The following is a 13,331-nucleotide window of genomic DNA, read 5'->3' as shown; positions in this document are numbered from 1 at the left end:
CGCCTGTGGGCAATCGCAGCATGCGGATATGGTGTAAGTAATATGCATTCAGGATTATTAGGGTAAGGACGTTGTAAATGATTGGGATTGTTGTCTCTGGCCATATTCATTTTGCTTCCGGTATGGAATCAGCGGTACGAGCAATAGCCGGTGAACAGCCGCAAATGGTTTTCGTCGATTTCGTGGAAAATCTGTCTACAGACATGCTGGAAGAAGAATTACGCAACGCTGCTGATCGGGTTGATAGTGGTGATGGCGTACTGTTTTTAACCGACATTCCCGGAGGGTCGCCGTGTAACCGTGCGCTAAATATCCTGATGAGTGGTCGCAATGCTGAGCTACTGGCTGGGGTTAATTTACCGATGATCGCTAACGCGGCTTTTGAGCGTGATGGCGTATCGTTAGCTGAACTGGTGGACATTCTGATGGATATTGGCGCTACCAGCGTACAGAACATGCGTACTGAACTGGCTGCCGCACTGGTTGTTGATAACAGTGATAATGAAAGTGGGCTCTGATGTGTTGTTGCATCTGCTGACGCCGCAAGGCGTTGATGCGGATGCCACTGCTATTGATTATGTCACCGGTTACATGCGGGTTGTTAATGACAGCCCGGCCTGTGACACAAGGGAGAAGATTCACCATGAGTAACATGGTACAGCAGACTCGCGCTCAGCAGGCGAGTGAAACGATGAAGCGCGTATACCGTTATCAGGCAACGCATCAGACTCGTAGCGTGATCCGCCGGAGCGGTAAAGTCCGTTTTATCAAAGATACCGATTGGGAACGTGGCGTATTTTGGTCTTGTGTGGCGGCCGCCTGGCTGGCAACAGGTGATCAGGAATATCTGGATGGCGTGATGAATTATACGCTGCACACGGGGTTCCGTCCCGGGCCAAACTTACGTTTCGCTGACGATCTAATCTGTTGTCAGGCATATCTGGATGTTTGGCCGGTGATAGCTATCCCGGAAGCTTTGGAACCCACGATTAAGGCCATTTCTGCCATCGTCAACGAACCTAAACCCGGACGTGAAGACTGGTGGTGGTGCGATGCGTTATTTATGGCGCCCGCAACGTTTGCTGCATTAAGTAAATGTACACATGATCCTCGTTATCTGGCCTATATGGATCAGGCTTTCTGGGATGCCGTGGAGCATTTGCGCGATCCTGAAACGGGACTGTTTTATCGTGATCATCGTTATATTCCTGATGGTAACGGCAGTGAATTGCGTGAAGAAAATGGTCAAAAAGTATTCTGGAGCCGAGGTATTGGTTGGGTGTTAGCGGCTATCCCACGTTTACTGGCGCGCATGCCAGAAGATTATGCGGGTCGTCAGCGCTATCTTAATCTCTTTATTGATCTTGCAGATAAAGTGATCCGTTATCAGCATGAGGATGGTTTATGGCGTACCAGTTTGCTTGATCCCCATCGTTTTCCGGCGCCGGAAAGTAGCGCGACAGCATTGTTTTGTTATGGGCTGTGTTGGGGGGTGAATCAGGGTGTGCTGCCAGTTGAAATTTATCTGCCAGTCGTCGAAAAGGCCTGGGATGCTTTGCAGGGCTGTATTCACGATAATGGTATGATCGGTTGGGTTCAATTGCCGGCGTTCAACCCACGTGATGTAAAGTTTGAGCACAATATTGACTATGGCGCCGGGGCATATTTATTAGCGGCAACCGAAGTGATGCGCTTGAAGTAAGGTATAACGAGCCTGTCTCTGATGTGAATCGTGATGAGAGCAAAAGAGACAAAACTTGCGCGTATTTTACGGTCTGTAGTGAATAATGAAATCGAACAGGTGGAATCCGCATCGTACCGTTTATCTGCGGTCAGATAGGGACCGTTAGCGTGTGTTCTATTTCGTCTGGCTAATTTATCGTTCTTCGACGAAGCGTGTTTTAATGCTTACCTTTCGTTTATTTTTGTTTTGCTTTCGTTTTATTTCATTTTTGTGATTTTGCGCATTTCAGCGGTCGTTTTATTTAGGTAAATTAGCCGATATCGTTTCATTTTTTCGGAACTCGTTTTCAATGAATATATCACCGACTCAACGAGCCTACTTTCACATGATGGCAAAACCTGTCAGCTATCGTTGCAACCTGCATTGTGAATACTGTTTTTATCTTGAAAAGGAGACGATGCTGAATGCGCGGAAAAGCCCGGAGCAGACAATGAGCGACAGTATGTTGCGCCGCTATATCCGTGATTACTTACGTTCTCATGCCGGCGATACGGTGGATTTTGCCTGGCAAGGGGGTGAACCTACGCTGGCTGGATTAGATTTTTATCGTAAGGCTGTGGCATACCAACAGCAATATGCTGAGGGGAAAATGGTTACCAATAGTTTTCAAACCAATGCAATTGCTATTAATCGTCAATGGGCAGACTTTTTTGCCGAAAATCGTTTTCTGATTGGTGTCTCTGTCGACGGAATAGCAGAGATACATGATAAATACCGTATTGCTGTTAATGGTCAGCCAACCTTTGAGCGTGTCAAAAAATCTATTGCGTTGCTACGTGAATACAACGTGGATTTTAATACACTAACAGTCGTGAACGATCAAAACTATGATAAAGGACGGGAGACTTACCAGGCGCTCAAAGCATTAGGTTCCACTTTTTTACAGTTTATTCCCATCGTAGAAGTTGATGCCCGTTGTTTGACTCCTGCAAAGGGTCATTACTCACCACCAGCAGATGCCGTGTTATCACCTTTTAGCGTTCCGGCAGATGGTTACGGGCATTTTATGAATGCGGTATTTGATGCCTGGGTGAAAGAAGATGTTGGTTCAATCTATATACGTGAGTTTGACAGTTTACTGGGCACCTGGATGGGATATCCGGCATCAACCTGTGTGCAAGCTACTACGTGCGGTCAGGCGCTGATCATTGAAACTAACGGCGATATTTACAGCTGCGATCACTATGTCTATCCGGCTTATTTGTTAGGTAATATTGCTAACACATCGCTGGTAAAATTGGCTACATCACGCCAGCAACAGCGTTTTGGGAATGCAAAACAGGAAAAATTGACCCAAATGTGTCAGCAGTGCGAGGTCAAAGCTCTGTGTCAGGGAGGATGTCCGAAACATCGTATCGTCCCACAAGCGGGAGAAAAGCATAAGCACAATTATCTGTGCGCTTCTTACAAGCATTTCTTCTATCACACCGCACCAGTCATGCAGGCCATGAGCAAGATTATTCAGAGTGGCGGCGTGGCGGCTGACATTATGCCGTTACTGAATAAATTTAATAGCCATTAAGGAGTGAATGACAATGAAGTTATCCGCAGGAAGAAAAACCCTGTTAGCTGGCCTGATTGCCATGGTGTGTTCCACTATAGCATCCAATGTATTGGCTGCACCGACATCCGTTGTCTCAGGTAATGAAAAACCTAATGTGCTGTTAGTCATCATGGATGATCTGGGCACTGGTCAATTAGATTTCACTTTGAATAATTTGGATAAAAAAGTATTAAGTCAGCGTTCGGTTCCCGTGCGATATCAGGGGGATTTGGACAAAATGATTGATGCGGCACAACGGGCGATGCCTAATGTGGCGCAACTGGCACAAAACGGGGTCAAAATGACCAATGCGTTTGTGGCTCATCCGGTGTGCGGACCATCACGTGCGGGAATTTATACTGGTCGTTATCCGACTAGTTTCGGTACTTACAGTAATGATGATGCTATTAAAGGGATTCCATTGGACATCAAATTGCTGCCAGCGCTGTTTCAAGAAAATGGATATGCTACGGCTAACATTGGTAAATGGCATAATTCACGCATTGACAAAAAGAATTATGTTGCTGATGACGTTAAAACCCGTGATTATCATGACAATATGATTTCTGTCAGCGAACCTGGTTATGAGCCCGAAAAGCGCGGTTTTGATTATTCTTATAGTTATTACGCGTCTGGCGCAGCGCTATGGAATTCCCCGGCTATTTGGCGCAATAGCCAGAATATTTCTGCACCAGGTTATCTGACGCATCATCTTACTGACGAAACACTAAAATTTATTGATCGGGCAGGTCAAAAGCCTTTCTTTATCAGTCTGGCATATAGCGTCCCTCATATCCCGTTAGAGCAAGCGTCTCCAGCCAAATATATGGAGAGATTTAATACAGGTAATGTGGAAGCAGATAAATATTTTGCGGCAATCAATGCTGCTGATGAAGGCATTGGCAAAATAATAAATTACTTGAAAGAAAAAAATGAACTGGAAAACACACTCATTTTTTTCATTTCTGATAACGGTGCTGTAAATGAATCTCCAATGCCAATGAATGGTATGGATCGCGGTTATAAAGGTCAGATGTATAATGGCGGGGTACATATTCCGTTTGTGGCATATTGGCCAAAAAAGATCCCTGCGGGTACACAAAGCGATACGTTGATCAGCGCATTAGACATTTTACCTACCGCATTACACGCGGCAGGGATTACTATTCCTGATGAAATGAATGTCGATGGTAAAGATATTATGCCGGTACTGGCGGGTAAAACGAAGACTTCTCCACATCAATATCTGTACTGGGCTGGACCGGGAGCGAAACATTACAGTGAAGAAAATCAACCTTTCTGGTACGGCTACTGGAAGTGGATAACTTATAATAATCCGTCAGCCCCTAAAAATCCCAATTTAGAAAAACTTTCAAAAGCCTCATGGGCAATCCGTGATCAAGAGTGGACTCTTTATTTTTACGATGATGGAACTAATACTCCGAAATTATTTAATGACAAGCAAGATCCAATGGAATCGAAGGATCTGGCTGCTCAATTTCCTGAACGCGTCAAAGTAATGAAAACTGCTTTTTATGAGTGGATCAAAGATAAGCCGAAACCTGTCGCATGGGGGCAAGATCGTTTCCATATATTAGAAGAATCAGCGAAAAAATAAACGACTAATCGTCAGAGGGAAGGACATCAAGTTCTAAACTCTGATGATTTTTATTTGCCCATTTTCAGGTAGTTGAGAAAAGCTATTCCTGGAGAGTGTATCTCGTGATGCATGAGACTCGAATAATGCTAAGTTAAAAAGCAGTCTTGTCATTAATATCTTTATAATATTTTTCAGGTATGTTGACCATGAGTGTGGAAATTAGTGCTAAACCCCGCCCGATAATTCCTTATGAACATCCCGATGCAGCGATGTATTGCCTGTTATTTAAACAACACATCATTCGGCAATGGTACAAAAAATGCCCCTATGACATTCACGACACGCGGTTACAGAAGCTGTTTCAGGATTCTCAGGTTTCGTTGCAATATCAGTGTGATTATTTAGTCCGTTATGTAGCAGAGGCTTTTGATCATTATGCTGTTTGGGGACATACCCATGCCTATTATCCGGGACGCCCCAGCCAGCAAAACGCGCGTACTGATGCCTTAGAAGGCGTGAGTCGGGTGTTACCTACGCTGGCAGTGTGGTTACGAAATCAACCTGCCGGAGAGGGGCGTATGGATGATCTGAAGGGGGGAACGTTGAATATTACGGCGATCATCACTGAGGCGTTCTTAGCGGGAACCGATCCCACGCATCCAGGTTACTGGGGAAAGCTTCATGATTATGATCAGCGTATTTGTGAAAGTGCCGATTTGGCTCTGGCATTATGGCTATGTCGTGAAACAGTTTGGGAGCGGTTAACCTCCGCTCAACAGCAGCAAATTACTTGCTGGTTTAATCAGGTTAATGGTTTACAAACGGTTGATAATAACTGGCACCTTTTTCCGTTAACCGTGCAATTTGTAATGCGTGCCTTGAATGGCTCTGGGGATGTTAGCGACGAAAAATATGAACGTATAAAAGAATTCCATGTAGGTGGCGGTTGGTTTCGGGATGGGGCGCATGGTAATTACGATTATTACAATGCCTGGGGATTTCACTATTCCTTATATTGGCTTGACCAAATCAATCCTGAATATGATCCACAATTTATTCGATCCTGTATGGCGGAGTTTGTTACGACTTATCGTTATTTGATGACGCCGCAGGGCATTCCTTTTTTTGGTCGCAGTGCCTGTTATCGCCTGGCTGTTTCTGCCCCATTACTGGCGGTAGCCAGTCATTCAAAAGATGCGTTACATATAGGGGAGGCGAAGCGTGCTCTGGAAACAACACTGCGTTATTTTATTGGCAATGGGGCGATGCGTTTTGGTGTTCCAACGCAGGGATTATTTGCAGATGACGAGCGATTGGTGGACAACTACAGTGGACCTGCCAGTAGTTTTTGGTCATTACGTGCCCTGAATATTGCTCTGTATTGTGCATCCGATATTAATTTATGGTCGTGTGAAAGTCGTCAATTACCTGTAGAACTCCAGGATTTTAGTTTCACTATTGAGCCTGTAAATCTGTTTGTGATGGGAACTTGCGAAACGAAAGAGGTGGTGGCTACGTTCCGTAGTGATTATACCCAGGAGCAATCCCCATTAACGCGTGGCCTTACCACGCCATCAAGGTCCGCACGTTTTAAAGAGTGGCTTACAGGGCGCGCTGAACGGCCTAAAAATAATTTATTGCGCAAAGGTGTGACAAGTTACAGTTCTAAAATGACGGCCTTTTTTTAGTGGTATTTATACTCGTCATATTTTGCATCGTAGCGGACGGATACCGCGGGGCGGGGCTGGAGACGTCTTCAAGGTATGAATCGTGCCGGGAATAATACTACGCTGCTTGCCATATTCACTGGCGTACTCCGTTTAGCTGCATTTCTACGATGTCATCTGAGATACTATGAAAGATAAAATTCACGCAATTGCGTGGATTTTATCGCTTTTTACGACTCTTGTGAGATTCAACGAAACCTCATGAAATAGCAGATTTTATTCGACGCTGAGCCGTGATTTTTTAATTATCATATTGATATTTAATATTTATATTTTTTAATGTTATTTTTATACTCATGTTTGTACTCACTTTTGTTGATGCTGTTAACTGATGCTAGTTATCACAGCAACAGTCAATTCTTGTTCACCAGGATTGTGTGGTACTGTTTTTTCTCTATATTTAGATGCTCATCCCCGAACTGCTGCAGACACAGTTGGTCATTCGTCAGTCCACGTGACTCTATGGTAAGGAGGAGGACGGCATGAATACTCAGTTAATCATGCAGCTAAATATGCTGGCAGAAAACGATGAGGCGGGATATGTGGTACTGAATTTGGCGAGTGAGAAAGTATTAAATAGCGATGTGTTGATTAGCTAATTGATCGTACAATCTTTTTTTTCGATATGTACGCGTAATGCGTAAATAATGCTTCTTCTACGTGGAAGGGGAATGTCTACCAGTCTGACAGTACGACCATGCGTTGTACCTGAGCTCAGGGAAGGTCATGAAAGTCTCAGTTTCATTATTCGCATTTTTGTTTGCATCTGCAATTTTCCTTACGGGGTGTGGACCAACAATATCCGGTAAGCCTGCCGCACGTATTTCGGGTGATTTACCCTTGGTACAACAGCCAATCTGTTCCGCCGATGGGTCGGGGAAGCGTACGGCATTTTTTATGACGATCTCTGGCGGTGGTTCTCGTTCGGCAATCTTCGGGGCGCGAGTCTTATCGGAACTTAAGCATGTTGACGGCGAGGATCTCACTCATCATATCAATGTGATCTCTTCTGTTTCTGGAGGTTCACTGGCGGCGGCGCTGTATGGAATCTCGGAAGACGTGGGGCAGGGTGAGGTGTGGCGTCCGGTTTGGAATGATAATCTGATACGCGAACGCCTGGACGCTAACCTGAGGTTGAGTGCTGCTGCAAAGTTAGCCAATCCAATATTTCTCGGCAGCTATATTTTTGGTCACCAAACCCGGACGGATGCTCTGTTCGCCGTTCTGGATTCAGATGTCTTCAATGTGCCCGGAGAACGCCGTACGCTCACGTTGGGGGATATGAATCCCACGCGCCCTCAAATCATCATTAACTCAACAATCGCCACCCGGGATGATTCTGATGCATTTCGCCCCCGTCCATTCGGTAGCCTTTTTACTTTTACGGAGACGAATCTTGGCTCAATCGGTGTTGATTATCAAAGCATGCCTATTTCCCGGGCTGTCGCCGCCTCTGCAGCCTTCCCTGGCATGATGTCGCCGGTCGTATTAAATCGTTTTCAACGAGGCACTGATGAGACGGAAGCCGGCATACCAAAGTATGTTCATCTGATTGACGGTGGTGCTTCGGATAACCTGGGGTTGCTGGCGGTGAAAAGAGCGCTCATCGAAGATTCTCACCGGATACTAACACAATGCGATCAGGTGATTGTGTTAACAGTGGATGCCTTTGGTATTCAGGGTAACCATAGGGACGATACCCCGTATATGCGCTCACCGCTGGGGCTGGTTATTGATACTAATACGTTACTCACTGCTTTTGATTCACTCCTGGCTGTAAGCAGGACCCGGGCACTGGCGGAGTTCAGGTCGCGAATTTTTGTACCGCCCGCCGATAGCGAGCAGTGCCGTAAAGATGGGCTACCTGACAACATTTGTGCAGGTGGAGTTCGCGCGAACTGGGATGAAATAAACACACTGCTTAAGCAGAAGCTATTTTTTGTCCATCTTTCGTTTGATAGTGAGGAAATAGCCGGGCCGCCACCGCCCATCTATTTCTGTGAATCAATTGATAAAAACGGCCAGTCTTCAGGATGTGACTACCCACCTATTGATTAGACCACACATCACAATGAAGTAAAAGCGCTTCAAAGGCGGTTGAAACTGATTCCAACTACCTTCGGGCTGCCACAAGACGATGTCGCCGATATTACCGCTTTTACGAAACTTCTTTTTTGGCCAGCGAATAGGTGTTTGATGCATATGCGTGACATGCTTGTCAGAGGCGTTCAGCATACGGATGTCTTTTACAAGGACGCGACTAACTCATGTGATGAAACGACATCAGTCACTAAAACACAAATGTTGCGTCTAAGGGAATATAGTGACGTAATCGGTGACAGGATCTTTGACAACAGTAATCAAAAACGGAATGCGTCACGCTCCGAAAAACCTCTGACATCGGAACAACGAGAGGTGTTCTGGAATGAGACGTTATTTTATTATGGCTGGAACGGTCGTATGTACATGCAGTAAATGTTGAGTTCTCTTATACCGCTGCCTGTGCCACTGTCGCTGCAGGATGGTGTCTATGCTGCAGGCCTGTGAGCCGGAGGTCGTAAGCCCTGAATGTCGGGGCGATGACATTGCAACCCTGGCGGAGTTGTAAAGGAGGGGAGGGCTCTGCATCGGCAAGCTTTAGGTATAAATTTTTTTTCCAAAGCGCGTTAGAAATTCTGTGTCATTCCCGTAATATACGTCAAAAAAGGAATGACACATGCATCATCCCTTCGATTTTGACAAAGCGCTTAGGGCTTTATAACCGATCAGATATTAACAGAAAAGAATGGTAACTTAACGCTAATAAACAATGAGTTAACTCAATGATCGCAGAACTTGACTCTCATCTGGCTGCTGATGTGGGGTCAGTCCACATAGACGAAGAGGCAGGGGGGGATGTGGCAATTGATAACCTGGGCGGAGCTGCCCTGGGCGGGATAAGCGCATCAGGGATGCCGTGACGGCATCCCTGTTTATTTAAAGGATCAGAAGAAATCAATTCGCGTATTGATACCGACGGTGCGCCCCATATTCACCTGCGCGACGGCGCTGCTGCCGTTCATGTAGCCATAGGTACGGTAACGACGGTCGAACAGGTTATCGACATAGACGGAAATGTTCATCCGTTCAGTCGCCTGCCAGCCCAGGCTGCTGTCCAGGGTGGCATAGGTGCCTTGCCGCAACTGGTTGTCGCCATCGAAATAATGCGGCCCGACCAGATTAACCGCCAGTCGGGGCATCAGTGCGCCATAGCGCGTATCAATCACGCCGTTCACACTGCTTCCCGCGCCATAACGTGGTACGAACGGCACCCGGTTGCCGTGATACAACTCACTGTCATTGGTGAATTCGGAACGGATCATGTTGCCATTGATATCCCATGACCAGCCTGGCGCAAACCGCCACTTCGCTTCAAGCTCAACGCCGGTGGCGTCGGCTTTACCCGCATTGCTTAATGTCTGCATCCCGACCGGGCCAGAGTAGAGCTGCATGTCTTTGGTGTGGGTATAAAACGTCGCGGCTTGCAGCGTGACGTCAGCAGTTTCGTAGCGAGTGCCAAGTTCATAGTTGATGGATTTCTCGGCGACGAACGGTTTGGCATCAAGACCCGCAGTAGGCACGATGTTGTACCCGGAAGGTTTATATCCCTGGGCTACACGGGTATACACTCTCCAGTCGTCGGTCAGCATATAGCCTGCGGATAGCTGTCCGAGCACCTGATTGTCATTGCTCTTACCCTGGTCGCCAAACGGATTGCCGCGCATGCTGCCGTGATATTGTGTACTGGATTTATCATGCGAGAAGCGCACGCCGCCGCCGATATCAAAACGATCGGTTAAATGCCAGGTCAGGTCACTGTATGCGGCCAGCGTTTCAGCGGTGGTATAGCCGGCGCTGGTCAGATAACGCATGGTAGGCATGTCGTAAGTTGCCTGCATTTGCTCGCGCGTGTTCTGGCGATAGAGGCCAAACACCATATCAACGGTACGCGCATCGCCCAGGGTTGCGGCGCGCAGCTCCTGGACATCCTGATTCCAGCGCTGAGGCATATTGACGATTAACGAACCGGAAGGGAAGGTGCGCGAATAATGCTGCTGCTGCCAGGCGCTGATCAGGTTGAAAACCCAGTCGTCGGTGGTGTATTTCCCACTCAGGGTCTGGCTGTCAGTGCAGCGCCGCATGTACGGGTCTGGTAAACCATCGCTGATCGACAGCTTACGGCCCTTAATATCATTCCATCCCACATAGGCGTCCTGGGTGGCACGGGTACATTCGCGTGAGGCGGCAAAGCCTATTTCCCAGGGCTGATCGTCCGGCGCCAGACGCAGTTTCACATTCCCTATGCTGGCGCGGGTGCCGCCTAAATCATCGCTTCCCGTCGCGGGGTTAATCATGTCGCCGTCATCAACCTGGCGTAATAGGGTGACGCTGCCGTACAGCAGGCCATCCTGAATGGGGCCGCTCAGGTTGAATTTACTTCGATAACTGTCGCGGCTGCTGACGCCGCCTTCAATATAGCCGCGCGGCGTGTTGTCCGGCTGCCGGGTGACGATGTTGATGATCCCGCCCTGAGCGCTTTTGCCATATAACGTTCCCTGTGGGCCACGCAGCAACTCCACGCTTTGCACATCGGTAAGCGCCTGGATGGTGTTGGTAGAAAGCTGAGGGACGCCATCGACATACAGGGTGACGGCGGGGTTATAGAAGTCCTGCGCCGAAGAGACGCCGCGTAGCGAGATTGTCGAAAAAAGCATGTTGCCGCTATTTTCAATATTGAGCCCAGGCAAGACTTTGGGGAGTTTGTCGCTGGCGGTAACGCCGGCGTCGCTTAACTCCGGCGCGCTGACAACGGTAGACGAGACATTGTTGGCTGATGCCGAGCGGGAAGATTGTTTACTGGCGGTAACCACCAGCGTGCTTTCGTCTTGCTGTGAAGTCTGGGCATTAGCAATGGCGGGGAGCAATAATCCCCCCAAGGCCAGAGAATAAAGCCGTGTCATTTTCATTGTTGTGAGTCCCTGTAAGACGGCGAAACGCCAAAAATACCGACAATGGTGAATTGAAAATGATAACTATTTCTAATAGTGGTGCTACCCGAAACGGATTTATTTCAACCTGTTTCGGGTCGGTTTGCGCTTATTGGGCGGAATGGCGATAACGGTCGATGGCGAGAGCCGTCAGGCGTTTTTTGTCTATCTTGCCGACGGCGGTGAGTGGCCAGTGGGCCAGAAACTCGATTTGGTCAGGAATTTTCCACGTGCTGAGCCCCATACGGGTCAGTTGTTGACGCAACTGCTGATAGTCAGTTGGCACCTGCTGCGCGATGATAAACGCGCAAATCCGCTCACCAAGCAGCGTGTCCGGCGCGGCGACTACCGCGCAATCTTGCACTTCCGCTAAACGCATCAGTGCCGACTCCACTTCAGCCGCGGCTATTTTTTCTCCGGCGCGGTTGATCTGCTCTTTTATGCGCCCCTCAACGTGCAGGTTCCCCGCCTCATCCAGCCTGACATTGTCGCCTGTGCGGTAAAACCCTTGCGCGGTAAAGGCCTGCGCGTTGTGGGCAGGGGCGCGGTAATAACCTGAAATGGTATAAGGGCCGCGCGTTAACAATTGCCCTGTTTCGCCCGGCGCGACGTCGTTCTCGTCTTGATCAACGATGCGGATTTCATCCAGAGGGGACAACGGGCGCCCCTGGCTGTGGAGAATAGTGGTATGCGGATCGTCCAGCCGGGTAAAGCAGAGCAGGCCTTCCGCCATACCGAAGACCTGTTGCAGGGTACAGTCAAAGGTGGCGATAACCTGCTCAGCAAGCGTCGGGTCGAGCCGGGCGCCGCCTGCCTGAATGACGCGCAGCGACGAGAGGTCGCTGTCTTCCCACTCCCTGGCCTGCACCCATAATTGCGCCAGCGCCGGAACCAGGGCGACGTGAGTCACGCCTTCCTGCGCGATTAACGGCATCACCTCATCACAGCTGGCGCTGTCGGTCAGCACCACTTTTCCGCCGCAGGCAAGCGTACCCAGAATGCCGGGGCAGGCCAGTGGAAAGTTATGCGCCACCGGGAGGACGGCGAGATATACGCTCTGTTGACTGATGCTGCACAGTTCAGCAGAAGCGCTGAAGTTATAGCTATAGTCGGCGTGTCGGCGAGGGATGAGTTTGGGCGTGCCGGTTGTGCCGCCAGAAAGTAGCAGCAACGCGGTGGCGGAAACATCAGGCTGCGGCCACGCCTGCTGCTCACCGTGAAGGGAGAAGAGCGGCGTAAAATCGTTGCTCACGGTCTCTCCAGCGACCAGAACATGACGCAAGCAGGCGTGTTTGTGCGCCATCTGTCGGGCCAGCTCTGCGTGGTTTTCCCCGTGAATAACGTAAGCGACGGGTTGCGCCAGCTCAACCAGTGCGTCGATATCCAGCGCCCGTTGGGAGGGCATCGCCAGCACGGGGATAACGCCCAGTCTTAACAAGGCGAACAGCAGGGTAACAAACGCGTTGTCGTTGGGAAGCTGCACAATCACATGCTCCCCCGAACGCAAACCCAGTGATGACAGACCTGCGGCAAGTTCGTCGACCCGTGCATCAAGCGCGCTGTAGGTTAACGACCCCTTTGCATCAACGACGGCAATTCGCGAGGCATAACGGGCCGCCCAGTGGCGCAACTGTTCGGCAATGGGTAAGGGATACTGTTCAATCAGAGATTCAAAGGAAGAATTCATGCG

General features: G+C 48.7%; 10 protein-coding genes. 8 read left to right on the top strand and 2 right to left on the bottom strand.

Annotated elements, in window-relative coordinates; genetic code table 11:
• Positions 1-77: 77 nt before the first annotated feature.
• The 8 genes from agaF (at position 78) to F4V72_RS24160 (ending at position 9,574) form a co-directional block, all read left to right on the top strand.
• Entirely contained in the window at positions 78-518 is a 441-nt protein-coding gene (gene agaF / locus F4V72_RS17005; RefSeq protein WP_053507896.1) for a PTS galactosamine/N-acetylgalactosamine transporter subunit IIA, read from the top strand.
• Positions 502-651: a hypothetical protein gene (locus tag F4V72_RS24165; RefSeq protein ID WP_023247676.1), complete on the top strand. Its 150-nt coding sequence runs from the start codon at positions 502-504 to the stop codon at positions 649-651. The genes agaF and F4V72_RS24165 overlap by 17 nt, the downstream gene beginning before the upstream one ends.
• Entirely contained in the window at positions 644-1,702 is a 1,059-nt protein-coding gene (locus F4V72_RS17000) for a glycoside hydrolase family 88/105 protein (protein WP_023247675.1), read from the top strand. The genes F4V72_RS24165 and F4V72_RS17000 overlap by 8 nt, the downstream gene beginning before the upstream one ends.
• A gap of 331 nt (positions 1,703-2,033) precedes the next feature.
• Positions 2,034-3,266, top strand: coding sequence for an anaerobic sulfatase maturase (locus F4V72_RS16995; RefSeq protein ID WP_150342483.1), 1,233 nt, complete (start codon positions 2,034-2,036; stop codon positions 3,264-3,266).
• A gap of 13 nt (positions 3,267-3,279) precedes the next feature.
• Positions 3,280-4,905 carry a sulfatase family protein gene (locus F4V72_RS16990; protein ID WP_070793551.1) on the top strand — a complete coding sequence of 542 codons (1,626 nt, stop codon included), beginning with the start codon at positions 3,280-3,282 and terminating at the stop codon, positions 4,903-4,905.
• Positions 4,906-5,093: 188 nt separating this feature from the next.
• A complete protein-coding gene (locus F4V72_RS16985; RefSeq protein WP_023247672.1) occupies positions 5,094-6,575 on the top strand; it encodes a DUF2264 domain-containing protein in 1,482 nt (493 codons plus the stop codon).
• A gap of 765 nt (positions 6,576-7,340) precedes the next feature.
• Positions 7,341-8,672 (top strand): patatin-like phospholipase family protein, encoded by a 1,332-nt coding sequence (locus F4V72_RS16980; RefSeq protein ID WP_211361511.1) that lies wholly within the window; start codon positions 7,341-7,343, stop codon positions 8,670-8,672.
• Positions 8,673-9,436: 764 nt separating this feature from the next.
• On the top strand, positions 9,437-9,574 hold the full coding sequence (locus F4V72_RS24160) for a hypothetical protein (protein WP_162786012.1): 138 nt from the start codon (positions 9,437-9,439) through the stop codon (positions 9,572-9,574).
• 24 nt (positions 9,575-9,598) lie between these two features.
• On the opposite strand, the gene fyuA is transcribed toward F4V72_RS24160, so the two are convergent.
• Together fyuA and ybtE are read right to left on the bottom strand one after the other, a co-directional pair.
• Positions 9,599-11,620: a siderophore yersiniabactin receptor FyuA gene (gene fyuA / locus F4V72_RS16975; RefSeq protein WP_114048853.1), complete on the bottom strand. Its 2,022-nt coding sequence runs from the start codon at positions 11,618-11,620 to the stop codon at positions 9,599-9,601.
• Between the two features lie 130 nt (positions 11,621-11,750).
• Positions 11,751-13,328: a yersiniabactin biosynthesis salycil-AMP ligase YbtE gene (gene ybtE / locus F4V72_RS16970; RefSeq protein ID WP_023247669.1), complete on the bottom strand. Its 1,578-nt coding sequence runs from the start codon at positions 13,326-13,328 to the stop codon at positions 11,751-11,753.
• Positions 13,329-13,331: the final 3 nt, after the last annotated feature.

This window comes from Salmonella enterica subsp. diarizonae (genome assembly GCF_008692785.1).
Lineage (GTDB): Bacteria > Pseudomonadota > Gammaproteobacteria > Enterobacterales > Enterobacteriaceae > Salmonella > Salmonella diarizonae.
Note: the sequence above shows the minus strand (reverse complement) of the source record. Positions and strands in the feature narration are given on the sequence as shown.

Excerpts from the sequence above, each read along its gene's own strand:
- agaF (WP_053507896.1), top strand. The coding sequence starts at position 78 with ATGATTGGGATTGTTGTCTCTGGCCATATTCATTTTGCTTCCGGTATG.
- F4V72_RS24165 (WP_023247676.1), top strand. The coding sequence starts at position 502 with ATGAAAGTGGGCTCTGATGTGTTGTTGCATCTGCTGACGCCGCAAGGC.
- F4V72_RS17000 (WP_023247675.1), top strand. The coding sequence starts at position 644 with ATGAGTAACATGGTACAGCAGACTCGCGCTCAGCAGGCGAGTGAAACG.
- F4V72_RS16995 (WP_150342483.1), top strand. The coding sequence starts at position 2,034 with ATGAATATATCACCGACTCAACGAGCCTACTTTCACATGATGGCAAAA.
- F4V72_RS16990 (WP_070793551.1), top strand. The coding sequence starts at position 3,280 with ATGAAGTTATCCGCAGGAAGAAAAACCCTGTTAGCTGGCCTGATTGCC.
- F4V72_RS16985 (WP_023247672.1), top strand. The coding sequence starts at position 5,094 with ATGAGTGTGGAAATTAGTGCTAAACCCCGCCCGATAATTCCTTATGAA.
- F4V72_RS16980 (WP_211361511.1), top strand. The coding sequence starts at position 7,341 with ATGAAAGTCTCAGTTTCATTATTCGCATTTTTGTTTGCATCTGCAATT.
- F4V72_RS24160 (WP_162786012.1), top strand. The coding sequence starts at position 9,437 with ATGATCGCAGAACTTGACTCTCATCTGGCTGCTGATGTGGGGTCAGTC.
- fyuA (WP_114048853.1), bottom strand. The coding sequence starts at position 11,620 with ATGAAAATGACACGGCTTTATTCTCTGGCCTTGGGGGGATTATTGCTC.
- ybtE (WP_023247669.1), bottom strand. The coding sequence starts at position 13,328 with ATGAATTCTTCCTTTGAATCTCTGATTGAACAGTATCCCTTACCCATT.